This is a genomic window from Acidobacteriota bacterium, from assembly GCA_018001935.1.
Classification (GTDB): Bacteria; Acidobacteriota; JAAYUB01; order JAAYUB01; family JAAYUB01; genus JAGNHB01.
This window is the reverse complement of the sequence record JAGNHB010000072.1, coordinates 1-26604: the sequence shown is the minus strand read 5'-3', so window position 1 is coordinate 26604 and position 26604 is coordinate 1. Positions and strand designations below refer to the sequence as shown.

Below are 26604 nucleotides of genomic sequence, written 5' to 3'. Positions count from 1 at the left end.
ATCATCGCGACGGGTACTCACCTGAAGGAACTCTTCCTCGTCCCGCATCTGGCCGCTTCCTCGGGTGTTCCCTCTTAATTTCTTGCTCGGTTTGACAAAAACTCTATTTAGAAGGTACTAAACCCCTGACAGCCTTTATTGAACCACGAACCACACCGACCACCGGCTAAGCTCATCCATCCCTTCGGGATGCCGCCGTTCACCCCCGGGTGCGGCCTTCCGGTCCGTGGAGCAGCGGCCGGAAACAACCCGCCTTCCCTGCACCCTTTCAGGGTGCGTTTGATCCCCCCGCGGCCGCGTTCCGGGGGCTGCGACGCGGGCGCCCCGAACGAGAGGCTCGCTACACGTTCGCGGCCGGCGCCCGCGTCTGGCCACCGGCTGGGACGCCCCCTCCCCTTCAGGGAGGGCCAGGACCCTCGAAGCATCAACTCCGGTCGGGCTCCGCGAGCGTCCGAGCTGGTTCGATTTATGATCCTCCTCCCCGATTCCCCGAAGGGGAAAGGCGTTTGGACCCGGGGCAAGCCGCGGACGCCGGGGAGCCCAAGCCGGAGCGCGAAAAGGTGACGGGCGTCCGCGGCGCCGCCCCGGGGTCAAGACGTGGCAGCGCAGGGGCAAACCCGCCCCGAAGGCGGCGGGAACAGAACCGCCCTTTCCAATTGTGACGCCCCCGCAAAAAGTCTTTTATGCCCGCGAATCACGCGAATGAACGCGAATCAGAAATCAACAATCAATAGATATTATTCGTGTTATAAATTCGCGTATATTCGTGTTATTCGCGGGAAATCTCCCTTTCGCGACTTTTTGCGGGGTCATCAATTGTTGCTCAATTTGACAAAGACTATACTCTGAAGGTACTACGCTCTTCCCGGGACCTCGCCCGGTAACCGTGGCCTTGGAAGGCAACCGGGATCGACAACATGTTGGTAAGAACGCAGCCGCTAAAGCGCCTGGATCGGTCCAGGCATCTTCCCGGGACCTCTCCGTGCCTCAGCGCCTCTGCGAGAGCTTCAGGAGCACGGAACGCCCACCTCGGCAACGGGTGGTGTCCTGGCCCTGAATCACGGGCGTGTGTCCTGAACCTGATTCGTGTTCGCCACCCCTTTGCCCCGTTCGGATGGTGGCCTTTCATGTCTTCACCGCGCCAGGGTCGTGTATGCCGCGTCCCCACCTTGTCAGGATCATGCCCTCTGCGTCTTCCACCCACCGGGATCGTGCCCTCTGCGCCTTCACCCCGTCAGGGGTGAAATGTTTGTAGAAAGGGCAGTTATAAAGATTCCCCTCCCCCGCGCGCCGCCGGTCCGGGAGGGTGCTCCGGAGCACGGTTCACCCCCGGCGGCGCGCGGGGGAAATCAATACAACCTCTTATACTACCAACATTTCACCCCTGACGGGGTGAGGGCGCGGCGGCGATCGACTCCCCGCGGCGGGAAAACCCGCCCGGCAGACCCGCCTCCTCGAACGTCCCCCGGCCCGCTAAGAAGCCGGATGCACGGAGTACGCATCGGGTGGAACTTGTCCTCGTCCCGCAACCGGCCGCCTGTCCGGAGGTTCGCTCCTGATTTCTCGCGCACTTTGGCAAAGATCTTACTTCGAGGGAACTGCAGCCTACAGCCTTTCCCCCGGCTGCGACGGCGACGGCGATTGCGATTACGACAGCGATTGCGATACCGATACCGATACCGATGGGAACCCCTCCGGACCTACAGCCCAACCCGGATAAACCGGAAAAGGAACCACGAAATACACGAAATACACGGACGGGATTCCGGGGCCGAGGCAAGGTGCTCCGCACTCGCCGTGTACGCCGCGTCCCCACCCTGTCAGGATCATGCCCCCTGCGTCTTCGCCCCACCGGGACCCTGCCCCCTGCGTCTTCACCTCATAGGGGTGAAATATTTGTAGAAAAGGCAGTTATCAAGATTCCCCTCCCCCGCGCGCCGCCGGTCCGGGAGGACGCTCCGGAGCACGGTTCACCCCCGGCGGCGCGCGGGGGAAAATATAAGCAACCGCTTTTACTACAAACATTTCACCCCCGACGGGGTGAGGACCCGGCGGCGATGGACTCCCGGTGGCCGGAAAACCCGCCCGGCGGACCCGCCTCCTCGAACGTCCCCGTTGCCCGCCAAGAAGCCGGATGCACGGAGTACGCACCGGGTGGAACTTGTCCTCGTCCCGCAACCGGCCGCCAGTTCGGATGTTCGCTCCTGATTTCTCGCGCACTTTGGCAAAGATCTTACGCTTTCTCCCGGGACCTCGCCCGGTAAAAGTGGCCTGGAAGGCAACCGGGATCGACAACTTGCTGGAAAAAACGCAGCCGCTAAAGCGCCTAAACCCCTTTTCGATTGCGATACCGATTCCGATACCAACCCCGATAAAATCCGTTCCGACCTTCAGCCTAACAGCCTTCAGCCTATCGACCTTTCGACTGCGATACCGATACCGATACCGATGGGAACCCCTCCGGACCTACAGCCTACAGCCCACAGCCTACAGCCTCTCCCCCGACTGCCCCGCGCAGAGGGCGTCCAGGAGGGCGAGGATGGCGGCCGGGGTCTTCGCGTGGAAGGCCTCGTTGCGGAGGCGGGCGGCGTCGGGGAAACCGTGGATCAGCCACGAGCAGTACTTCTTCATCTCCCCGCAGACCTTGACGGCGGGGAGTTCCGCGTTGACCGCCCGCCCGGCCAGGTCGCGGCAGATGGCCAGGAGGTCTCCCGTGGAGGCGGGCGTGTACGGCTCGCCGGACAGGTGGCGGGCCGTCTGGGCGATCAGGTAGGGGTTGCGCATGATCCCCCGTCCGATCATCACGGCGTCGCAGCCCGTCTGCGCCACCATCCGGGCGGCGTCCTCCGGGGTGAAGACGTCGCCGTTGCCGATGACGGGGACCTTGAGCAGGGCCTTGAGTTCGGCGATGTGGTCCCAGTCGGCGTGCCCGGTGAACATCTGGGCCCGGGTGCGCGGGTGCAGGGTGACGGCGTCGACGCCGCAGTCCTCGGCGAGGCGGCCGATCTCCCGGAAGTTGAGGTCTTTTTCGGTGAACCCGGAACGGATCTTCAGCGTGAGGGGGACGGAGACGGCGGCGCGGACCCGCCGCAGGATCGTTTCCAGGAGGCGGGGCTGGGTCAGCAGGAAAGCCCCCCCGCGGCTGCGGACCACCTTCCGGGCGGGGCAGCCGGCGTTGATGTCCACCAGGTCGGCGCCCGCCTCCTCGGCGATGCGCGCGGAAGCCTCCATGGCCTCGGGGCGCGCCCCGTAGAGCTGGATCCCGAAGGGGCGCTCCCCCGGCGCCCGCTCCATGAGGGCCAGGGTGCGCGTCTGCTTCCGGACGGCGCCCTCCACGCTCACCAGTTCGGTGTAGGAGAGGCCGCACCCGCCGAATCCCCGGACCATCCCGCGGAAGCGGACGTCGGTGACGCCCGCCAGCGGGGCCAGCAGGACGGGCGGGGAGATGACGAGGCGGCCGAGGGTCAGGTCTGACTTCATGCTTCCTTAAACCACGGATGGACATGAATAACCACGGATGAACACGGATAAACACGGATCGGGTTCCGCGGGCCCCGGTTCAGCTGAAGTATCTCCTGCAAATTCAATGAATTTTTCTCGGGTCCCCGGTCTGAACCGTCGATTGATGGTCCTTCTCACGGATCCGCAACCATCCGTGTCGATCCGTGTTCATCCGTGGTTTTCTCCCGCATCCGTGTTGGCCGTGGTCCCGTCACCCGGCGGCGCGCTTGGTCTCGACGCGGCGGACGAGGGCCTCGCAGAAGGTTTCCACCCCTTCGCCGGTCCGGCAGGAGAGCGGGAAGACCTCGAGCTTGGGGTTGATCCCGCGGGCGTTGTGGACCGCCCGCTCCAGGTCGAAATCGGTCAGGGGGATCAGGTCGATCTTGTTGACCACCAGGATGGAGGACTTCCGGAACACGGCGGGGTACTTCAGGGGTTTGTCGTCCCCCTCCGCGGCGCTCAGGACCACCAGTTTCTCGTCCTCGCCGAGGGAGTAGGAGGACGGGCAGACCAGGTTGCCCACGTTCTCGATGAAGAGCAGGTCCGTCCGGTCCAGGGGCAGGGCGTCCAGGTGCTCCTCGATCATGAGGGAGTCCAGGTGGCAGGAGCCGCAGGTGATGATCTGCCGGACCGGCACCCCCAGCTTCTCGATGCGCCGGGCGTCGTTCTCGGTCTGGACGTCCCCTTCCAGGACCGCGCAGCGGACCTTCCCGGCGATCCTCGGCAGGACGGCCTCCAGCAGGCTGGTTTTCCCGCTGCCGGGGGAGGAGATCATGTTGACGGCGAAGATGCCCCTCTCCCGGAAGCCGCCCGCGAGCCTCGCGGCGATCTCGTCGTTCTTCGACAGGACTTTCTGCTCAAGCTTGATGATATCCTTCAACGTACTCCACCTCGACATCGATGATTTCCAGTTCGTCGCCGGAGACGACGGTGATCTGCCTCGAACCGCAGTAGGGGCAGGAAAACTGGTAGTCGTCCACGGGGAAGTCCTCGCGGCAGGAACCGCACTGGGCCGACACCGAGGTCTCGTCGATGACCAGCTCCGCCCCTGCCAGCCCCGACTCCTCCACCACCGCCTCCCACGCGAAGAGGAGGGCGTCGGGGAGGACATTGGAGAGGGGCCCCACCTTGACGCGCACCGCGGTGACCCGGGTGTGCGGGTAGGGCTGCACCGTCTCCAGGGCGGTTTCCAGGATGTCGCGGGCGACGGAGACCTCGTGCATCGCTCACTCCGCTTTTTGCGGGGAGGCGGGAGGGGGCTCGGCCACGGGGACGCTCTCCGCCAGGTGATTGTAAGTCTCCGACAGTTCGGGGAAGAAATCCCCCTTGCGGAAGAAGACCGGGGTCAGCTTCCGGGCCTCGGCATCGTCCTGCATGTGTTTCTGAAGGCGGTAGAGGGGCCCCGCCACCTTCTGCAGGGTGAAGATCCCCCAGGTGACCATCATGACGCAGATGAAGCCGGCCGCCCCCCAGATGGTGGCCCGGAGGGAGAAGGAGAGTTCCCGCATGAGGACGCGCCCGTCCGCGCCGCTCCGGGCCACGAAGGGCTCCACGCTCTCCAGCGTGCTGTTCGTGGCGAAGTACACCAGCCCGAAGGCGGCCACGGCACAGGCGACCTGCAGCAGGATGAACGAGTACTGGAACATCCGGGCGACGACGAAGACCCTCCGCTTCCTGATTCTCATACTCCCTCCGGTTGTCAGTGGGTTTGCGGCTGATCGGTCCTGGGGACCTTGAACTGGTCGGGGTGCGCCTTCAGGATCGCCCGGTACCAGGACTCGGGGTATCCCGGGTGCTTGACGTTGCCCTTCTCGTCCCGGACGTTCCCGTCCAGGTACTTGACGAGGAGGGATTCCCCGAGTTTGCGCCAGCGCTTGACCGTCTGCTCGGCCACCCGGCACGAATAGGCCGTCAGGAAGGCACGGGCGCGGTCGGGGGACTCCTTGTGGATGGCCAGGGCCTCGGCTTCGACCGTGGGCTGCGCGGATGCGAACTGCCCCTCGAGCTCCCGCTGCACCACCTGGATGTCCTTGATCATGTCACAATACCGGGAATACGCGGTGTTGGCGACGAAGTTGAACACCCACCAGGCCGATTCCCAGGTGAAATGCCCGAAGTCGCCGGTCCCCACCGCGAAGTTGTGGGGGATTTCCCGGATCCCGCAGTAGGCGGGGAAGTAAACCGTGGAGAAGGTGTCGTCCACGCCGAACCAGAGGACCCCGCCGATGGGGTCGGGGAGCCAGGACCGGGCCTGGGAGACGAAGGAGAAGCCCGTCTGCTGGGTCGAGGTGGCCCGCTCGTTGAAGTACTCCTGGCCGTCCACCTTCCAGGTCATGGGGCGCCAGCGGTAGGGTGCGACGTAAGGGCCGGCGCCGATGTCCTTCGTCATGTCCATGGGCGTCCCCTCGAAGTGGTCCCGCATCAGCTCCATGACGTCGCGGACGGAGAGTTTCCGGTCGGGCTTGATCCACAGGGGCAGCGGTTCCGCCTTGGGGTTTCCCATGACGTAGTCGGTGGGCAGCTTCAGGCTGGGTGCGGCCCGGTTGAAGAAGGCGTAGACCCGGGCCTCGCAGGCGCGCAGGGCGCCGAAGTCGGGCGGGGCGTAGGCGTCCACGAAGCTGAAGTCCTTGTCCTCCCCCTTGAAGAAGCCCTTCTCGCGGGCGAAGCTGATCACGTCGGGGGCAAAGAGGCAGTTCTCCGGGTCGTCGAGGGGGAACTGCCGGATCCGCGCCTGGTTGGCGTGGGCGCAAATGTAGCCGTCGGGAACCCGGCGGGCCACCCAGACGGCGCCCTTGGCGTCGGGCCCCTTGCCGATGAGGTCCATGATCCAGGCCTCGTTGGCGTCGGCGATGGAGAAGGTCTCGCCCTCGCTGACGTACCCGTACTCCTTCACGAACTCGCCCATGATCCGGATGGCCTCCCGGGCGGTCTTCGCCCGCTGGAGGGTGATGTAGATCAGGCCGCCGTAGTCCATGGACCCCTTGCCGCCCTCGCACTCCTTGCGGCCACCGAAGGTGGTCTCGCCGATCACCAGCTGGTGCTCGTTCATGTTCCCCACCACGGCGAAGGTTTTCGGGACCTGCCGGATCCGGCCCAGGTACTTGCCGGTGTCCCACTCGCAGACGTCCAGCATCTCTCCGTCCAGGTGCTCGCGCGCCGGCGTGTAGTAGAGTTCGCCGTAGAGGGTGTGGGAGTCCGCGGAGTAGGTGACGTTGACCGACCCGTCGGCGGAGGCCCCCCGGGTGACGATGTAGTTGGTGCAGGCGAAACCGGGGACGGCTAGGCACGCCGCAAGGAGGCCGACGGCGAGGATGCGGTGAGCGGTGGATCTGGGCATGGGCAAAGTTCTCCTTCCACAAGTTAAAAGAGTATGATACACGAAGCGGCCGTGGGATTCACCAGTTTATTCGCGGTCCGGCCCGCGCTCCCGGCCGGGGCTTTCCGAAGCCAACTTCAACATATCCTGAAAGAAACGCCTTCCCGGAATTCCTTTGATTTTGTCGGGACCGGGTGATATAGTGCGCGGGATCGTCCGCTCGCGCACCCCAGGCAAGCCTTGCCGGGTCGGGCGGGCGGGGCCGGCTCCCTGGGCCGGCGCCCACCTCGGCAACTGGAGGCAATCGATGTCATCGTTGAGAGAGAAGACCCGCGAACTCCTCGACATGGTGGAGGCCGCCCGGCAGGGCGGCGGGGTCGACCGGATCAAGGCCCAGCACGACAAGGGGAAGATGACGGCCCGGGAGCGGCTCGACATCCTGGTGGACCCCGGCTCCTTCCACGAACTGGACATGTTCGTCCAGCACAAGTGCACCGACTTCGGCATGGAGAAACAGGTTTACCCCGGGGACGGGGTCGTCACCGGCTACGGGACCATCAACGGCCGGCTGGTCTACGTCTACGCCCAGGACTTCACCGTGCTGGGCGGCTCCCTGGGCAAGAAGTGCGCCGAGAAGATCTGCAAGGTCATGGACCTGGCCGTCCAGAACGGCGCCCCCTGCATCGCCCTCAACGACAGCGGCGGGGCCCGCATCCAGGAAGGCGTGATGAGCCTGGCCGGCTACGGCGACATCTTCTACCGCAACACCACCTGTTCCGGGGTGATCCCGCAGGTCGCCGTCATCATGGGCCCCTGCGCCGGCGGGGCGGTCTACTCCCCCGGCATCCAGGACTTCATCTTCATGGTGAAGGGCACCAGCCACATGTTCATCACCGGCCCGGACGTCATCAAGGCCGTGACCAAGGAGGAGGTGACCCAGGAGGAACTGGGCTCCGCCGCCACCCACAACACCCTGAGCGGCGTGGCCCACTTCATGGTGGAGGACGAGGCAGAAGCCCTCTCCCGGGTCAAGACCCTGCTGGGCTTCCTCCCGGCCAACAACCTCGACCTCCCGCCCATCGTTGAGACCACCGACGACCCCCAGCGGATCTGCGACGACCTCTACGACATCGTTCCCCTCGACCCCATCAAGGCCTACGAGGTGAAGGACGTCATCCGCTCCGTGGTGGACAACGGCTTCTTCCTGGAAGTCCATGAACACTACGCCCCCAACATCACCGTGGGCTTCGCCCGCCTGGGCGGACGCTCCGTGGGCGTGGTGGCCAACAACCCCCAGCACTTCGCGGGGACGCTGGACATCAACGCCTCGGTGAAGGGCGCCCGCTTCGTGCGCTTCTGCGACGCCTTCAACATCCCGCTGGTGGTCCTGGTGGACGTCCCGGGTTTCCTGCCCGGCAAAAGCCAGGAACTCAACGGCATCATCCGCCACGGGGCCAAGCTCATGTACGCCTTCTCCGAGGCCACGGTCCCGCGGGTCACGGTGACCCTGCGCAAGTCCTACGGCGGCGCCTACATTGTGATGAACTCCAAGCACATCGGGGCCGACCTCAGCTTCGCCTGGCCGTCGGCGGAGATCGCGGTCATGGGGCCGGAAGGCGCCATCAACGTCATCTTCCGCAAGGAACTGGCCCAGGCCGAGGACTCGGCCGCCAGGCGGCTGCAGCTCCTCGACGACTACCGCAAGAAGTTCGCCAACCCCAAGCTCCCCTCGGAGCACGGTTTCATCGACGAGATCATCCCGCCGCACCTCACCCGGGTCCGCCTGGTGTCCGCCATGGAGTCCCTGCAGGGGAAACGCACCCACAAGCCGGCCCGCAAGCACGGCAACATTCCGCTGTAGGAGGCGCGCCATGAAGAAGGTCCTGGTGGCCAACCGCGGCGAGATCGCCCAGAGCGCCATCCGGTGCATCCGGGAGATGGGCATCGAGACCGCCGCCGTCTGCTCGCAGGTGGAGCCCGACGCGCTCCACATCCGGAACGCGGACCAGGTGTTCATCCTCCCCGGCGGGCACATCTCCCTCAACTACAACTCCCAGGAACGGATGCTCGAGTGTGCCCTGGCGGCCAAGGCCGACGCCATCTACTGCGGCTACGGTTTTCTCTCGGAGGTGCCGGAATTCGCCAAGGCCTGCAGCGACAAGGGCATCACCTTCATCGGCCCCGACGCCGGGCACCTGGAGAACCTCCGGAACAAGCCCCACTGCCTCGAGGCGGCGGCGTCCCTGGGCATCGCCACGCCGGTCCACTCCGCCACCATCGCCAACGAGGACGACCTGGTGGTCAAGGCCGCCGACATCGGCTACCCCGTCTTCCTGAAACCCCACTGGGGCTCCGGCGGCCGCCGCATCATCAAGGCCTACCGCCGCGAGGACCTCCTGGAGAGCTACCGGGGGCTCATCCGCGAGCGCGAGATCCGCAACCTCAACATTCCCTACTACCTCGAGAAGTCGATCCGGTCGGCGGTGCACCTGGAATTCCCGGTTCTGGCGGACCAGCACGGCAACGTCGTCCATTTCGGGGAGCGGGAGTGCGTCGTCCAGCGCCGCTACCAGAAGATCATCTCCGAGACCCCGTCCCCCCGCCTCAAGCCCGAGACCCGGCTCAAGATGGCCGAGGCCGCCCTGGCCATCGTCCGGAAGCTGGGCTTCGTCGGGTGCGGCGCGGTGGAATTCCTCCTCGACCCGGCGGGACGGTGGTACTTCCTGGAGATCAACCCCCGCATCCCCGTGGAGTACGCCCTCACCGACCTCACCTGCGGGGTGGAACTGATCAAGGAGCAGGTCCGCATCGCCGCCGGCGAGAAACTCCGGTTCAAGGGCAACGCCGTCACCCCCACCGGCCACGCCGTGGAGTGCCGGGTCAACGCCGAGGACCCCGAGCGCGATTTCAGGCCCTCGGCCGGGGTCATCTCGGAGTACTACCTGCCCGGCGGGTACGGTTACAGCGTGCAGTCCAGCGTCCAGAACGGCATGCAGGTGGACATCTACTTCGACCCCATGATCCTGAAGCTGAACTGCTTCGCCTCCACCCGCGAGGAGGCCCTCTCCAAGCTCCGCTTCTCCATGAGCGGGGTGCGCATCAAGGGGATCCGGACCAACCTCTCCTTCATCCGCCGGGTGATCCACTCGAAGGAGTTCGTGGAGAGCACCCTGACCTGCGACTTCAAGATCGAGGACTACCTGTCGCCCCGGTCCAAGGACAAGCGCCGCCAGGAGGTGGCGGCCATCGTCACCGCCCTGGAGCACGAACTGGGGATGCGGGCGAAGACCCCCGGCTATCGCCGGATGGGGGGCGAAACGAGCAACTGGAACCTGGCGGGTCGACTGGCGCTCCTCGGCCGTCGCGACCTGTAGCCCGCAGGGACCCCAAGGGAGACGAAAAGGATGAAATACAGGGTTTGCATCGACGACCACCACTACACCCTCGTCCTCGAGGACATCTTCCCCGACCCGGCGCACGAGATCCCGGTGGAGGTGGGATACCACCGCTACAAGGCCAAGATGATCGCCTGGGACGCCGACAAGGGGATCCGTTCCATCCTCCTGGACGGCGTGCCCTATGACATAGAGTTCTTCCGGAACGAGCAGGGCGCGGTCGAAGCCGTGAAGATCGACAACGAGACCTACGCCATCAACGAGGTCCGGGCCGGCAAGCTCCAGGCGGCCCGCCCCGTCAAGGAGCCGGTGAAGGAAGGCGTCGTGAAGGCCTTCATGCCCGGCCTGATCACCCGTGCCCCGAAAAAGCCCGGAGACAGGGTGAAGGAGGGCGAAACCGTCCTCTACCTCGAGGCCATGAAGATGGAAAACGCCATCAAGGCGCCCCGGGACGGCGAACTGAAGCGGATCGCCCAGGAATCCTCCACGGTCCTGACGGGCGACATCCTTTTCGTCGTGGAGTAACAGCGGGTCCTTCCCCGCCCCGGAGCCAGCCATGTCCAGACCTTTCGTCCACCTTCACGTGCACTCGGACTTCTCCCTCCTGGACGGCGCCTGCCCCGTCCACAAGATCGTCGACAAGGCCGCCGCCCTCGGGATGGAAGCCCTGGCCCTCACCGACCACGGGAACCTCTTCGGCGCGGTCCAGTTCTACCAGGAGACGAAAAAGCGCAAAATCAAGCCCATCATCGGCTGCGAGGTCTACGTGGCCCAGGGGAGCCGCCACAACAAGACGTCCCAGACCGAGAAGCGCTTCCACCTGATCCTGCTGGTCCGCGACGACGAAGGCTACCACAACCTCTGCCGGCTGGTCTCCCTGAGCTACACCGAGGGGTTCTACTACAAGCCCCGGGTGGACTGGGAACTCCTCGAGCAGCACGCCGGCGGGCTCATCGCGCTCTCGGCCTGCATCCAGGGCGAGGTCCCGGTGCTCCTGGAGCAGGGGGACGAGGCGGGGGCCGAGGCGGTCGCCCGCCGGTACGAGGACCTCTTCGGGAAGGGGAACTTCTACCTCGAGATCCAGGACCACGGGCTGCCGGAGCAGAAGTCGGTCAACCCCAAGCTGATCGCCCTCTCCCGCCGCACGGGGATCCCGCTGGTGGCCACCAACGACTGCCACTACCTCGAGGGCGACGACCACCTCGCCCAGGACGTGCTGGTCTGCATCCAGACGGGGAAACTCCTCAACGAGGAGAAGCGGATGCAGTTCAACTCCCGGGAGTTCTTCTTCAAGACCGCCGAGGAGATGGAAGCCCTGTTCCCCGACGTCCCCGAGGCCCTCGACAACACCGTGTCCGTGGCGGCCCGGTGCAACTTCGACTTCGACCTGACCTCCCAGCACTACCCCCGCTTCGAGATCCCCGCGGGGAGCACCCTGGACGACTACTTCGAGCAGAAGACCCGGGAGGGTTTCGCCGCGCGGCGCGAGGTGATCCTCGCCCTCCAGGCCTCCGGCGAGCTGCGCTATCCCCCGGAGGAGTACGACCGGCGCCTCGACTACGAGATCGGCGTCATCAAGAAGCTCAACTACGCCGGCTACTTCCTCATCGTCTGGGACTTCATCCGCCACGCCCGCGAGCGGCACATCCCCGTCGGCCCGGGCCGCGGCTCCGCGGCGGGGAGCCTGGTGGCCTACGCGCTGCGCATCACGGACCTGGACCCCCTCCAGTACGACCTCCTCTTCGAGCGTTTCCTGAACCCCGAGCGGGTCTCCCCCCCCGACATCGACATCGACTTCTGCAACCGCCGGCGGGAGGAAGTGATCCGGTACGTCACCGAAAAGTACGGGAAGGATTGCGTCTGCCAGATCATCACCTTCGGGACCATGCGGGCCAAGGCCGTGGTGCGGGACGTGGGCCGCGTGTTGGGGATGCCCTACGTCGAGGTGGACAAGATCGCCAAGCTCATCCCCCAGGAGCTCAACATCACCCTGGAGAAGGCCCTGAGCGTCGAGCCCCGCCTCACCGACGCCATGCGGGACAACCCCCAGGTCCGGCAGCTCGTGGAGATCGCCCGCAAGCTCGAGGGCTTCTCGCGGCACAGTTCCGTCCACGCCGCGGGGGTCGTCATCGCCCCGCGCCCCCTGCGGGAGATCGTGCCCCTCTACATGGGCTCCGACGGCGTGGTCACCACCCAGTACAACATGAAGGACGTGGAGAAGCTCGGCCTCCTGAAGATGGACTTCCTGGGGCTGATCACCCTCACCGTCATCGACGACGCCCTCAAGCTCATCCAGGAGACCCGCGGCCGGGGTGTGGACATCGACCGCATCCCCCTCGACGACGCCGAGACCTACAAGGTCTTCGCCGACGGCCGGACGGCGGGGATCTTCCAGTTCGAGAGCGCGGGGATGCGCAACTACCTCAAGAGCCTCAAGCCCAGCCGTTTCGAGGACATCATCGTCATGAACGCCCTCTACCGGCCGGGCCCCATCAAGGGCGGGATGATCACCGACTTCATCGCCCGCAAGCACGGGACCAGCCGGGTGGAGTACCCCATCCCCGAGCTGGAGCCCATCCTCAAGCCCACCTACGGCGTCCTGGTCTACCAGGAGCAGGTCATGCAGATCGCCGTCCGGCTGGCCGGCCTGTCCATGGGCGGGGCCGACACGCTCCGCAAAGCCATGGGCAAGAAGGACATGGCCATTATGGACCGAATGGCGCCCCAGTTCGTCGAGGGGTGCGTGTCCCGGGGCGTCGATCGGAAGAAGGCGTCGGACCTCTTCGAACAGATGCGCCAGTTCGGCGAGTACGGGTTCAACAAGTCCCACTCGGCGGCCTACGCCTGGCTGGCCTATCAGACGGCCTGGCTCAAGGCGCACTACCCCGCCGAGTTCATGGCCGCCCTCCTCACCAGCGAGCAGAGCAACACCAGCAAGGTGGTCCAGTACATCGCCGAGTGCAAGGCCATGGGGATCCCCATCCTGCCGCCGTCCATCAACCACAGCCGGCTGGACTTCCTCCCCACGGACAAGGGCATCTGGTTCGGTCTGGGCGCCGTCAAGAACGTGGGGGACGCCGCCATCGAGGCCATCCTGGGCGCCCGGGCGAAAGGCGGGCCCTTCAAGTCCTTCACCGACTTCTGCTGCCGCGTGGAGCTGAAGCACCTCAACGCGCGGGTCCTGGAGAGCCTCAACAAGGCGGGCGTCTTCGACGAGCTGGGCTACCGGCGGTCCCAGGTGGCCGAGATTTACCCGCGCACCGTGGAGTTCGCCCAGAAGTGCCAGCGCGACAAGGCCATCGGCCAGGGCAGCCTCTTTTCCCTGCTGGGGGAGGCGGAAACCGCGGACACCGGCGCCGAGACCGAGAACCTCCCCGACCTCCCCGAGTGGGACCCCCGCGTCATCCTGCAGCACGAGAAGGAGATCCTGGGATTCTACATCTCGGGCCACCCGCTGGACGAGCACGCCGGGATCCTGGGGGTGAGCACCGACACCTTCGTGGGCGACCTCGCCGAGCGCGACCCGGGCGGGACCGTCCGGATCGGGGGGATCCTCTCCAGCCTGGCCACCAAGAAGACCATGAAGGGCGAGACCATGGCCAACGGCCTGCTGGAGGACAAGACCGGGACCATCCGGTGCATCGTCTACCCGCGGACCTGGCGGGAGTATGAGGGCCTGCTCCTGCCCGACACCCCCCTCCTCGTGACGGGGACCATCCAGCAGGAGGGCGAGAAGGACCCCGAGATCGTGGTCAACGAGGTCAAGCCCCTCGCGGAGTGCCGGGAGACCACGGTGAGCGCGGTGCGCCTGGAACTGGAACTGGAGCGCCTCACCCCCGACCGCGCCCAGGCCCTGACGGAACTGCTCCTGGAGCGCAAGGGGGAGTGCGCCGTGGAGATCGTCCTGAGCAAGCGGGACGTGGGGGTCGCCACCCTCGACACCAACGGCTTTCTGCGCGTGAAGTGGTCCGCCGAACTCAAGAGCATTATCGAGGAGATCGCCTACCCCGGCGCCGTCCGCCCGATCCGGTGATTCCGGGGCAAGGTCGGGAAAGGACAAAAGGACCAAAACGACCTAAAGGACCCAAAGGACACCGGGGGGCTTCTCGCGGGGGCCATTCGGAAAATTCGGACCCCTTGGCCCGCCTGCTGTTCGCGCCCCAGGCCCGCCTGCTGTTCGCACCCCAGGCCCGCCTGCTGTTCGCGCCCCATGCCCCGCCTGCCGCTTGCGCCCCAGGCCCCGCCGGCCGCTCGCGCCCCAGGCCCCGCCGGCCGCTCGCCCCCCAGGCCCCGCCGGCCGCTTGCCCCCCAGGCCCCGCCGGCCGCTCGCCCCCCAGGCCCCGCTGGCCGGTGATCCATCTGCTCGTCCATGCTGTCCTTTTGGTCCTTTGGGTCCTTTAGGTCCTTTGGGTCCTTTAGGTCCTTTCGTCCTTTCCCGCCGTCATCCCCCCCTCGCGGTGCAGTCTTCCCCCCCCGCCCACCTTTCGCATTGACGCCCGGCACGCCGCAGGGTAAAGTGTCCGCTTGCGGAAGGATACGTCCCGATGCATCACTTCGGTCCCAGGAAGAAACCATGAAATCGTTCAAGCGCCTGCTCTCCCGCCTTGCGAAAGTCCGCCTCCCGATCCCCCTGCCGATCCCCGGCGTCGGGTGCGGGGTGCTGGGGATGGTCTGCGCCCGGCGCACCCCCGCCCTCGGCGAGATCGCCTCGCGCCTCCTGGAGAAACTCGAGTACCGCGGCTACGACTCCACGGGCCTGTGCATCCAGGACTCCGACGGGTCCATCACCCTGAAAAAGGCCGTGGGCGCCCCCTCGCGCGTCGTCCGCGACCTGGAGCTGGAGACCCACGCCGGCCGGCTCTTCTGCGGCCAGGTCCGCTGGGCCACCTTCGGCATGGTGGACGACGTGAACGCCCAGCCGCACCTTGTCGCCTGCAAGGAGCGCATCTACGGCGCCCACAACGGCAACATCACCAACTGCGACTTCCTGAAGGAGGAACTGCGACTGGAGGGGCACCTCGTCCTCAGCGACAACGACGGGGAGATGCTGGTCCACACGGTGGAGCACTTCTTCTTCCTGAACCTGGAGGCCGGCGAGAGCGCCCGCCGCGCCGAACCGGACTTCCGGCGGGACTGCATGATCCGCGCCATCCGCTCCGCGGGGAAGAAAATCCGGGGCTCCTACGCCGCCGTGGTGGTGGACCCGGTGACCGAGGAGATGTTCGCCCTCAAGTGCGGCAGCTCCCTTTACGTCGGCAAGGGGGTCGATCCCTCCGGCGGGGAGTTCATCCTCGCCTCGTCGGACCTCTCGGCCGTCCTGAGCCGGACCCGCATCCTCATCCCGCTCTCCGAGGGCGAGTTCATCCACTTCACCGCCGGAGGGTGGACCGTCCACTCCATGGCCGACCCGTCCGTGGCCGAGCACCGGCCCCCGAAACGCTCCAAGCTGCGCAACCGGGACACCCTCCTCCACCCGCCCTTCCAGTTCTTCATGGAGCAGGAGATCGCCTCACAGGCCGACGCCGCCCGGGAACTCCTCGGGATCTTCTACCCCAGCCAGGCCGGGCGGGCGGACCTCTTCGGCGCCCTCGACGCGAACCGGGAACTCGCTTTCGAAGTGCGCCAGGCCTTCCGCCAGTGCACCTTCGAGACCGAGACCCCCGCCGTGTTGGACCGGGTGAAGGCGGTCCTCGAGAGCGAGGAATTCCAGCGGCTCCGAACGGCCGTGGATGAAGGAGGCGCCCTCAGCCGCTCCATCAGGCGTCCCGGGGAAGCCCGGCTCTTCTCCTCGGCGGAGGAAGGCTTTCTGCAGGAGGTCCACCGGCTGACCGGGGGCGGGTGGCGGGAGTCGCTGGTCCTCGTGGACGCCCTCTTCCTCTTCAAGCACCAGTATTCCCTGGCCCGCTGGGCGGAGCGCTTCGCGGCGAAAATGGAGGAACATCGCACCGGGCGCATCCACGTCGTGGCCTGCGGCTCCTCCTACAACGCCGCCCGGATCGGGGCCATGATCCTCAACCGGGTGGCCGGCCTGGCGGTGGCGTGCCACCTGCCGGGCGAGTTCCGTACCGAGGCCCTCGACTCGGTGCAGGAGGGCGACCTTTTCATCGGCATCTCCCAGAGCGGCGAGACCAAGGACCTGGTGGACATCTGCAACGCCCTGGCCGAGCGATCGCGGAAGATCGCCCGGCTGATGATCGTCAACAACGTGAACTCCACCCTGGCCCAGGAGAAGTGCGATTTCTACCTCCCCATCCTCTGCGGGCCCGAGATCGCCGTGCCGGCCACCAAGAGTTTCACCAACCAGGTGATCCTCCTCTACGGGCTGGCCCTGAAGTGCCTGGAGGCGCGGGGGCAGCTCGACGAACGCTACCGCCGCGCCCGGCGCCTCTTCCAGCAGGTCCCCCGCCTGATCGAGGAGACCATGAAGGCCGTCCGTCTCCCCGTCCGGGAACTGGCCGGGGAGATCTTCCTCGCCCCGTCCCTGCACGTCCTGTCCACGGGCAACGTCGGGCTGGCCCGGGAGGCCGCCCTGAAGGTCCGCGAGGTCGTCCTCAACCACGCGGAAGGGATGGAGGCCTCGGAGTTCAAGCACGGGCCCAACACCATCCTGGGAAAGAATTTCACCTTCGGGCTCCGGGAGCTGCAGCAGGGGATCTCGCGTTTCAGAGAACTGGTCGTGGGGGCACTGGACGGCCTCCCGGCGGACGGGGACGGGCCCGCCTCGTTCGCGGCCCTCACCGAGGCCTTCGAGGAGCAGGCCGTCAAGGGGTCCCGCCCCTTCCACCTGGACGACGCGGAAGAAGGGGTCTTCGACCGGACGGCAGGGCAGGATTTCTACGGGCACCTCTTCACCGATTACCCCCTGGTTTTCCTGACCCCGCCCACCGAGCGGGATGTTGCCCTGACCATTTCCCAGATCAACACCCACAAGATCCGCGGGGCGTCCATCTTCGTCATCGCCGAGGAGGACGCGGAACTGCGGCAGGCCTGCGAGCGGGCGCCCACGGATGCGTCCGATTACCGGAGCGCCTTCATCGTCCTGCCGCGGACGGGGAGCGAGCTGGTCTACCCCATCGCCGCCATGACCGCCCTGCAGATGCTGGCCCTGGAGATGAGTGTCCAGAAGATGAAATTCCTGAACCGGCTGAAGATCCCCATGCACGGCGTCCACCCGGACGTCCCGAAGAACGTCAGCAAGTCCATCACGGTGGATTGACGGGTTTTCCGGAAGCCGGAAAACCCGTCAATCCACAAGGCGGCCTGGCGGCCGCCGGGAAGAAGCCGACGGCCTGAACCGCAGACCGCGGGCCAACGAAAGTCGATATGAAGCTTGGAATCGGATCGTTATCCCCAGCGAAGAACGATTCGTCGACATTCCTTGAGGCACTCATGGATCTTCAGCTCGTCGATACCCACGCGCATTTGAACGACCCGGCCTTCGCGGGGCGGCTGGAGGCGGTCGTGGAGCGGGCGCGGCAGGCGGGCGTGACGGCGTGTGTCGTGCCGTCTTACGATCCCGAGTCCTTTTCACGAACCCGGGCGCTGGCGGAGGCTTTTCCGGCTGTTGTCCTCCCGGCCTTCGGCATCCACCCCTGGTGGGCCCACCGTTTCCACGAGGCCCCGGACCTGGCGGAGACCCTCCGCGCCGTCCCCGCCTCCGTCGCCGTGGGCGAGATCGGCTTGGACTTCTACCCCGATTGCCCGCCCCCCGGGGCCCAGCTGGCGTGTTTCCGACGGCAGCTGGCCGTCGCGGCCGAATTCGGCCTCCCGGCGCTGGTCCACTGCCGCAAGGCCTTCGACGCCCTGTATGAAACCCTCCGCACCCTTCGCGGTACCCCGCCGGTGGTCCTGCACTCCTTCGGCGGCGGCCCCGAGTGGATGGCCCGGTTTCTCGACCTCGGCGTTTCCATCGCGTTCTCGGGCTCCGTGACCCGGGCGACGGCCCGGAAGTACCACCGGTGCGCCGAACGGGTCCCCGCCGACCGGCTCCTGCTGGAAACCGACGCCCCGTCCATCGCCACCGAAACCACCGTGGCCTCGGACGTCGAGCCGGCCCACACCGCGGAAGTCGCTGCCGCCGTCGCCCGCCTCCGGGGGGTCGCGGTGGAGGACGTCGCCCGCCACGCCACGACGAACGCCCTCCGGCTCTTCCCGGCCAAGAATCTGCTTGTGTAGCTTCCCGAATCAAATATAATTCCGTCACATCGTCCCGGATCCCTCCGATCGGGCTTGAACAGGGTCGCACACATGAAGCACGCCGCGTTGATTGGCACCTATCTCCACTGCTCCCCCATCGAGCTCTCGCGAGCGGTCCCGAACCTGTCGGAGGAGGCGGTGCGGGCGGGGACCCGGATTTTTTCCGAGGGCGGGGACGCACGGTGCCTGATGATCCTCCTGGAAGGCACCGTCCGGATTTCGAAGGGCTCGGGCACCCGCGACGTCACGGTGGGGTTCCTCGGCGAGGAGGCCGGGCTGGGGTTCGCCGATTACCACGCCGACGCCTCGGCGGTTTCGGACGTCTCCCTCCTCGTCATCCCCCGGGAAACCGTCACCCGGCTCTGTGCGGACAAGCCGGAGCTGCATGTCGACCTGTCCGCTTCCCTGGTCCGCCGCTTCGAACCCCGGGCCGCTGCGCCTGCCCCGGAGACGGCCAGGGAAGAGGAGAAGCGGGGGGCATCCGCCCGGACGCTGGCCGGCTGGCTGGCCACCAGCGCGCTCTCCGCCCTGGCCTGGTTCATGGGGCCGCTCATGGGGCTCGACAAGAACGCCGTCCTGTTCCTGGCGGTGTTCACCGCCACCATGGCGCTGTGGATGTTCAACCTGGCCGACGAGTACATCCCCGGCCTGTTCGCCATCGTCATGCTGCTGGTGATGGACGTCGCCCCCCCGTCGGTGGTGCTCTCGGGCTTCGGCTCGGACGAGTTCTTCATGGTGCTCAGCGTCTCCGCCATCGGGGCCGTCCTGGAGGTGTCCGGCCTGACCTACCGGATCGCCCTCCGGGTTCTGAAAGCCATCCCGGCCTCCCAGTTCTGGCAGAACGCCGCGGTGGTGGTGCTGGGAATCGCCATCACGCCCGTCATCCCCTCCGCGAACGGCCGAATCAGCATCGGGATGCCGCTGTACCGGGACATCCTGGACATCCAGGGCTACGCTCCCCGGGGGAGGGCGTCCACCTACCTGGCCGCCAGCCTGTTCTCCGGTCTCACGCTCTTCTCCGGGCTCTTCCTGACCAGCAAGACCATTCACCTCGTGGTGAACGGCATGCTCCCGCGCCAGGTGGCCGACCAGTTCGGGTGGCTGCACTGGACCGTGGCGGCCGCCGTCTACGGGCTCGTGCTCCTGGTGGTCAGCCTGGCGGCCGCACACCTGTATTTCCGCAACCGTGAGGTCCCCCGGGCGCCGAAGGCCCAGCTCCGCACCCAGCTCGAGGTCCTCGGGCCGCTGAAGGCGAAGGAGATCGCCGCCATCGCAGGCATCGCCCTGATGGTGCTCGGTTTCATGACCACCGGGCTCCACAGCATCTCGCCGCCGTGGATCGCCCTCGCCATGCTTTACGTGTTCCTTTCGCTCCAGGTCCTCAACAAGCGGGAGTTCCAGCAGAAAATCAACTGGGTTTTCCTGATCTACCTCGGTTCCCTGACCGGGCTGTCCAAGACGATGTCGTTCCTGGGCCTGGACCACTGGTTCGGCACCCGGCTGGGTTTCATCGTCCGGTTCATGCAGAGCGATTTCGCCCTCTTCGTGCTCTTCCTGGGCCTGGCCATCACCGCCGTGCGGTTCTTCGTCCCCAACAACGCCACTGTGGCGGTGTTCGCCACGTTCCTCCTCCCCATGGCCGGGATCGCCGGGGTGAACCCCTGGATCGTGGCGTTCATCATCCTCTCCCTCAGCGACGCGTGGATCTTCCCCTACCAGTGCACCTATTACCTGGAGTTCCGCGAGGTCAACGACCGGCAGAAGCGCTACGACGAACGGGCGTTCCTCTGGTACAACCTGGGGGCCAACCTGTTCCGGCTGGTGGCCATCTACGCGTCGCTGATTTACTGGCGATGGCTGGGGATCCTATGAAAAAGCGACTCGCCGCCCGGATCGGCGCCGCCCTGTTCGTGCTCTGCGCGATCGTCCTGCTCACCGTGGCGAAATTGACGAAGCCCCGGATCCTCGTCCTGCACAGCTACGCCACGGACTTTTCCTGGGTCGTCGACATCAACACCGGCATCCAGCGGGCCCTGGACGGGAAGTACAGCTCCGTCCGCTACCACTACCTGGACACCAAGCGGCACCCCGACGAGGCCTTCAAGCGGCGGGCCGGCCTGGCGGCGTGCGAACTGATCGACGACTGGGACCCGGACGTCGTCATCGCGGTGGACGACAACGCCCAGGAAATGGTGGCGAGGAAATACATCGACGTCCCCGGCCTGAGCATTGTGTTCTGCGGGGTGAACGCGAACCCCGCCGACTACGGCTACGACCGGGCGGCCAACGTGACCGGGATCCTGGAGCACGTGCCGATCGCCCCGGTCAAGGAGGGTCTCCAGGAGGTCTTCTCCCCGCGGTGGACCCGGATCCGCCACCTCTCGGACGCCTCGGAGACCTCCCGTTTCGTGCGCCAGGAATTGCAAGGCTACGACTGGTCCCCCTTCACCTTCGACGGGTCCGTCCTCTGCGAGACCTTCGACGACTGGAAGAAGGCCCTCCGGGAGGCCGAGGCCGCCGGCGACCTGGTCTTCGTCACCCACTACCAAACCGTCCGGTACGGACGAACCGGCGACGCCATCGTGCCTCCGCGGGAACTGGTGCTCTGGACACTGGCGAACAGCCGGGTGCCCGTCATCGGCGGTTTCGGCTTCTTCGTGGAGGACGGCGGCGCGCTGGCCTTCGCGGTGTCCCCCTTCGAACAGGGCGAGGAATCCGCCCGGATGGCCCTGGACATCCTCTCGGGGCGGAGCCGCCCCCGGGAGATCCCCGTCCGGCCCAGCCGGCAACTCGTGGTCAGCGCACGGGAAGCCGTTCTCGAGCGCTACGGCATCCGGCTGCCCGTCATCCTCGAAGCGTTCGCCCGCGCCACCGGCACCTACCACGAGATCGGAAACTGAGCTGTCCCTGTTCTTCTCGCGTTTCTTCTTGACTCCCTCCTCTATTCTGGATATTTTCTCCCAAGGTCTGCAAATCAAGAAAAGCGGTTTTTTTATCCATTCAGGGGGATCCAATGAAAATCCGAGCCGCCGTTGTCATCCTCGTCCTGGTGATCCTGGGGACCTGGGTTCCGGTGTTTGCCCAGCACGACGAGACACCGTCCCTGGCTAGCCCGCCAGGCCCAGGGGAAAGCGTCCGGGAGTGGGGGACCGGCGACGCGCCGCGTCCATCGGGCGCCTGCCTCGTACACCCCGGGGAGACACCCAGGGGCCTCGCGCCGGAGGCGTGGGAGCGGATTCAATCCCAGATTCCCCGGGACGGATCGGGAATGCCTGCTCCGGATGCCATTTCCCAGACTGCCAGGCTCACGGCGCCGGACGGGGCGGCCTCGGAGAACTTCGGCCTCTCCGTCTCCGTGAACGGGGGCATCGCCGTCGTCGGCGCCTACAACGCAACCGTGAGTGGGAAAGCCCAGCAGGGCGCGGTTTATGTCTATTACCGCAACCAGGGAGGCGCTGACGCCTGGGGGCAGGTCGTCAAGCTCACCGCCGCCGATGGCGCAGCCGGCGATCAGTTCGGATACGCGGTCTGTGTGCAGGGGGACACGCTCGCCGTCGGCGCGACGGGGGTCGACGTGGGTGCGAACGCGGACCAGGGGGCGGTCTACATCTTCTCTCGCAATCAGGGCGGGGCCGACGCCTGGGGGGAGGTCGCCCGGTTCGTCGCCTCGGACGGCGGGGTCAATGAAAGCTTCGGTTTTTCCCTCTCTCTGGACGGGGGCACGGTCGCCGTCGGCACCCCCTATGCCAGAGTGTCCTCCATGGGCAACCGGGGGGCGGTTTACCTCCACTCCTGCAACCAGGGGGGGGCGAACGCCTGGGGACTGGTCGCCAAGCTCACCGCTGCCGATGGCGTGTCGGGAGACTTCTTTGGACACTCCGTCAGCATGGACGGGGATACGGTCCTCTCCGGCGCGCTGGGGGCCGATGTGGGGGGGCGTGCGGAGCAGGGTGCGGCCTACATCTTCTCCCGCAACCAAGGGGGGGCGGACGCCTGGGGACTGGTGAAAAAGCTCACCGCCGCGGACGGCGCGGCCGGGGACTATTTCGGCCGATCCGTCTCCCTGGACGGGGACACGGCCGTCATCGGCGCGAGCGGCGCCACCGTGGGGGGGAAAGCCAGCCAGGGGGCGGCGTATGTCTTCTACCGCAACCAGGGGGGCATGAACACCTGGGGCCAAGTGGCCAAGCTCATCATCGGGGATGCCTGGGCCTATGAGTACCTGGGCTGCTCCGTCTGCGTGAACGGCGACACGGCCGTCATCGGGGCGAATCGCGCCTTCGTGGGCACGGTCGACGCCGGGGCGGCCTTCGTTTACTCCCGCAACTGGGGGGGCACCGATGCCTGGGGCCTGGTCAAGAAGCTCACCGCCGCGGGCGGCGTGTCCGGCGACTACTTCGGCTACTCCGTCTGCGCGGACGGGGACACGATCCTCGTCGGAGCCTACAAAGCCACCGTAGGGGGGAACGCGAACCAGGGGGCGGCGTACCTCTTCACAGACCCGTCCATCTGCGGGGACCAGGTCCAGAAACAAGTTGCCTCGGACGGCGCGGCACTAGAGTATTTCGGCTACTCCGTTTCCGTGGATGGGGACACGGCCGTCGTCGGTTCGCCATATTCCGACGTAGGGGGGCTCGATCAGCGGGGAGCAGCGTACATTTTTGCTCGCAACCAGGGAGGGGCGGACGCCTGGGGACAGGTATGCAAGCTCACCGCATCTGACGGTGCATCCTACGATAACTTCGGCATCTCCGTCTCCGTGAGCGGCGAAACAGCCGTTGTTGGCGCTTACGATGCCACCGTGGGAGGGAACCTCCAGCAGGGGGCGGCCTACGTCTTTTCCCGCAACCAGGGCGGGGCGGACAACTGGGGACAGGTCGTGAAGCTCACCGCTTCGGATGGCGCGGCCGGGGACTACTTCGGCTACTCGGTATCCGTTGACGGCGATGCGATCGTCATCGGCGCCCATCAGGCCATCGTGGAGGGGCGCTCCAGCCAGGGGGCCGCTTACATTTTTTCCCGCAACCAGGGCGGAGCGGACTTCTGGGGACAGGTCAAGAAGCTCACCGCATCGGACGGTATGGCCTTCAATCTTTTCGGAATCTCCGTTTCCGTGAGTGGGGATACGGCCCTCGTCGGCGCTTGTTATGCCCCCGTGGGGGGCAACGCCCAGCAGGGGGCTGCGTACCTCTTTTCCCGCAACCAGGGCGGGGCGGACTTCTGGGGACAGGTCAAGAAGCTCACCGCATCAGACGGAGCCGCGGGGGATACCTTTGGCATCTCCGCCTCGGTGGACGGTGACACGGCCGTCGTCGGCGCTTACTGTGCCACCGTGGGCGGGAGAATCTACCAGGGGGCCGCGTATGTCTTTTCCCGCAACCAGGGCGGGGCGGACTTCTGGGGACAGGTCAAGAAGCTCGCCGCATCGGACGGAGCCGCCGGGGATAACTTCGGCATCTCCGCCTCGGTGGATGGGGACACGGCCGTCGTCGGCGCCTATCAGGCCACCGTGGGGGTGAACACGCAACAGGGATCGGCGTACCTCTTTTCCCGCAACCAGGGCGGGACGGACAACTGGGGCCAGGTCAAGAAGCTCGCCGCATCGGACGGCATGGCCTCAGATTTTTTCGGCTTCTCCGCCTCGGTGGACGGGGACACGGCCGTTGCCGGCGCCTTTCAGGCCACCGTGGGGGGGTATATCCGCCAAGGGGCGGCATACATTTTCAGGACCGGTCCCTGCCCCTGCGCCGAGCCCGGCCTAACCGCCAACAACACGGCGGCCGACCTCGACCCCTGCGCGCCCACGGGCGTCCGAGTCGCCTGGCCCCAGGACCTCGCGAGCTGGGGGGACCTGGGCTCGGGGACCCGCACCTACGAAGTCCTGCGAAACGGTGCCGCCATCCAGGCCGGCATCGCCTACGGGACCACGAACTTCACGGATACCACCGGGGCCCTCGGGACGAGCTACACCTACGCGGTCCGTTACCACAACGGGTGCGGGTACTTTGTGACAACGGCCGGGGCCGACGTGGCCGACGCCCCGGCCCTTTCCTTTACGGCGGACCCCGTGCCCGTCTCACCGTGCTATGGCATGTCCAACGGCAGCATCACGGTGAACGCCTCGGGCGGGACGGCGCCTCTGTCTTACTCCAAGGACGGCACGACCTACCAGGCCTCCAACGTCTTCCCGGGCCTCGCGGCGGGGTCGTACCCGATCACCGTCAAGGACGCCCATGGGTGCACCCAGTCCGCCACCGTCGTCGTGAGCCAACCGGCCGAGCTCACGGCCAGCATTACGTCCACGAACCTCACCTGCTACGGCGCGTCCGACGGGAGTATCACGATCACCCCTGTGTCGGGGGGGACTCCGCCCTTCCACTTCTCCATCGACGGGGGTGTGAACTACCAGGTCTCTCCCCTTTTTCTGAACCTCTACGCGGCGAATTACATGATCTTCGTCAAAGACGATGAGGGTTGCATGTGGGTTGCGTCGACCACCCTGACCCAGCCCGAACCGGTCACCCTCTCGCCCCCCACCCTCCCCGGCGGCACCGCGAACTCGGTCTACAGCCAAGCGATCACGGCCTCGGGTGGGACGGGGTCCTACAGCTTCACAGTGACGGCTGGGACCCTCCCGGATGGGCTCTCGCTCGCCGCGGACGGCATGCTGAGCGGCACACCCACGGTGGCGAACACCTTCAACTTCACGATCACGGCCACGGACGACATCGGATGCACGGGCGTCCAGACGTACAGCGTGACCATCGGCTGTCCCACGGTCGTGACGAACCTCGACGACGCGGGCGAGGGCTCCCTGCGCTGGGTCGTGGCGAACGCCTGCGACGGGGCGACCATCACCTTCGCCCCGGGACTCACGGGCGTCATCCACCTCACCACCGGCGCCGTCGCGGTCAACCGGCAACTGACGATCCAGGGCCCCGGCGCCTCCGTGATGGCCGTGGACGGCGGGGGGACGGACCGGGTGTTCACGGCCCAGGACAGCTTCTGGCTTTCCGGCCTCACGGTCCGGAACGGCAACGCCCCGGGCTACGGCGGGGGGATCTTCGCCCAGGAGGATCTCCGCGCCACCGAGTGCGTGATTTCCGGGAACGCGGCTGCCCAGGGCGGAGGGGGCCTCTTTCTCCGCTCCGGCTTTCTGGACCGCTGCACCGTCTCGGGGAACCAGGTCACCGCCGGCGGGAACGGCGGCGGCCTTCTGACCGGGACCTCGACGGGCTCGATCCCCCAAGTCCATCTCTACAACTCCACGATCTCGGGCAATGCCTGCCCCGGGAGCGGGGGTGGGATCGAACTGGGGGTGGATGTGCTGTTCTTCCTCCACAGCTGCACGGTCACCCTGAACACGGTGGGTGACCCCTCGCACCCGGGAGGCGGGATCGACGGCCCCCAGGCATCTGTCAGCGTGGGGATCATCAACTCCATCGTGGCGGGGAACGGGCCCGCGGCCTCGCAGGTCAACCTGCCGAACGGCTACTTCACGCTCGGCTACAACAGCATCCTTTCGGGCGACCCCCTGCTGGCGCCCCTGGGCGACTACGGGGGCCCGACGCCGACGCACGCCCCGCTCTGCGGAAGCCCCGTGCTGGACACGGCAACGCCCGGCGGCTACGAGCAGACGGATCAGCGGCTCGTGCCGAGACCGCAGGGCGCGAACGCGGACGTCGGTGCCGTCGAGAGCAGCATCGCGCTGAGTCCGGGAAGCCTCCCCGGCGGGCAAACCGGCGCGGCTTACGACCAGTTATTCACGGCGGTTGGCGGGACGGGTCCCTGCACCTTCACCACGCCGGACCCCCTCCCGCCCGGCCTCACTCTGGCGACGGACGGCCGGCTCGCGGGGACGCCCACGGCGCTGGGGAGCTGGACCTTCCTCGTCGCGGCCAGGGACGTGAACGGGTTCGTCGGCGTCTGCCGATACACCCTCGACATTGCCTGCCCGGCCATCACCGTCACCAACCCCGCGGTCGCCACGGGCACGGCGGGCGTTCCGTTCAGCCAGGCCTTTTCCCAGGCGGGCGGCCTCGGCTCGGTCACCTTCACCACCGGCAGCACCCTGCCCGCGGGGCTCACGCTCGCCTCGAACGGCACGCTCGCCGGCACCCCCACGGTCACGGGGACCTTCCCCATCACCGTGACGGTGACCGATTCCAATCTCTGCACGGGCACCGGGCCCGTGTA

Annotated in this window: 14 protein-coding genes; 9 read left to right on the top strand and 5 right to left on the bottom strand. The window is 66.6% G+C overall.

Going from position 1 to position 26604, the window contains the following annotated elements; genetic code table 11:
- Positions 1 to 2487: 2487 nt before the first annotated feature.
- The 5 genes from dusB to KA419_18805 form a co-directional block, all read right to left on the bottom strand.
- On the bottom strand, positions 2488 to 3480 hold the full coding sequence (gene dusB / locus KA419_18825; protein ID MBP7867988.1) for a tRNA dihydrouridine synthase DusB: 993 nt from the start codon (positions 3478 to 3480) through the stop codon (positions 2488 to 2490).
- Positions 3481 to 3712: 232 nt separating this feature from the next.
- On the bottom strand, positions 3713 to 4399 hold the full coding sequence (hypB, locus tag KA419_18820; protein MBP7867987.1) for a hydrogenase nickel incorporation protein HypB: 687 nt from the start codon (positions 4397 to 4399) through the stop codon (positions 3713 to 3715).
- Entirely contained in the window at positions 4359 to 4724 is a 366-nt protein-coding gene (locus KA419_18815) for a hydrogenase maturation nickel metallochaperone HypA (protein ID MBP7867986.1), read from the bottom strand. The genes hypB and KA419_18815 overlap by 41 nt, the downstream gene beginning before the upstream one ends.
- Positions 4725 to 4727: 3 nt before the next feature.
- Positions 4728 to 5186 (bottom strand): hypothetical protein, encoded by a 459-nt coding sequence (locus tag KA419_18810; GenBank protein MBP7867985.1) that lies wholly within the window; start codon positions 5184 to 5186, stop codon positions 4728 to 4730.
- Between the two features lie 14 nt (positions 5187 to 5200).
- Entirely contained in the window at positions 5201 to 6838 is a 1638-nt protein-coding gene (locus KA419_18805; GenBank protein ID MBP7867984.1) for a C69 family dipeptidase, read from the bottom strand.
- A gap of 286 nt (positions 6839 to 7124) precedes the next feature.
- Here KA419_18805 and KA419_18800 point away from each other — a divergent pair, with 286 nt between their 5' ends.
- The 9 genes from KA419_18800 to KA419_18760 form a co-directional block, all read left to right on the top strand.
- Positions 7125 to 8678, top strand: a complete 1554-nt coding sequence (locus KA419_18800) for a methylmalonyl-CoA carboxyltransferase (protein MBP7867983.1) — start codon at positions 7125 to 7127, stop codon at positions 8676 to 8678.
- Between the two features lie 10 nt (positions 8679 to 8688).
- The gene (locus tag KA419_18795) at positions 8689 to 10191 is read left to right on the top strand and encodes an ATP-grasp domain-containing protein (protein MBP7867982.1); all 1503 of its coding nucleotides are present in this window, start codon (positions 8689 to 8691) and stop codon (positions 10189 to 10191) included.
- A 30-nt stretch (positions 10192 to 10221) separates the two neighbouring features.
- Positions 10222 to 10737 carry a hypothetical protein gene (locus KA419_18790; GenBank protein ID MBP7867981.1) on the top strand — a complete coding sequence of 172 codons (516 nt, stop codon included), beginning with the start codon at positions 10222 to 10224 and terminating at the stop codon, positions 10735 to 10737.
- A 31-nt stretch (positions 10738 to 10768) separates the two neighbouring features.
- Positions 10769 to 14245: a DNA polymerase III subunit alpha gene (dnaE, locus tag KA419_18785; GenBank protein MBP7867980.1), complete on the top strand. Its 3477-nt coding sequence runs from the start codon at positions 10769 to 10771 to the stop codon at positions 14243 to 14245.
- Between the two features lie 540 nt (positions 14246 to 14785).
- On the top strand, positions 14786 to 17428 hold the full coding sequence (locus KA419_18780) for an SIS domain-containing protein (protein MBP7867979.1): 2643 nt from the start codon (positions 14786 to 14788) through the stop codon (positions 17426 to 17428).
- Between the two features lie 173 nt (positions 17429 to 17601).
- A complete protein-coding gene (locus KA419_18775; protein ID MBP7867978.1) occupies positions 17602 to 18387 on the top strand; it encodes a TatD family hydrolase in 786 nt (261 codons plus the stop codon).
- A 72-nt stretch (positions 18388 to 18459) separates the two neighbouring features.
- Positions 18460 to 20280 carry an anion permease gene (locus tag KA419_18770; GenBank protein ID MBP7867977.1) on the top strand — a complete coding sequence of 607 codons (1821 nt, stop codon included), beginning with the start codon at positions 18460 to 18462 and terminating at the stop codon, positions 20278 to 20280.
- Entirely contained in the window at positions 20277 to 21308 is a 1032-nt protein-coding gene (locus KA419_18765; GenBank protein MBP7867976.1) for a hypothetical protein, read from the top strand. Before KA419_18770 ends, KA419_18765 begins: the two co-directional genes overlap by 4 nt.
- A 113-nt stretch (positions 21309 to 21421) precedes the next feature.
- Positions 21422 to 26604 (top strand): putative Ig domain-containing protein (locus KA419_18760; protein ID MBP7867975.1); only part of this gene is annotated, 5183 nt, incomplete at its 3' end.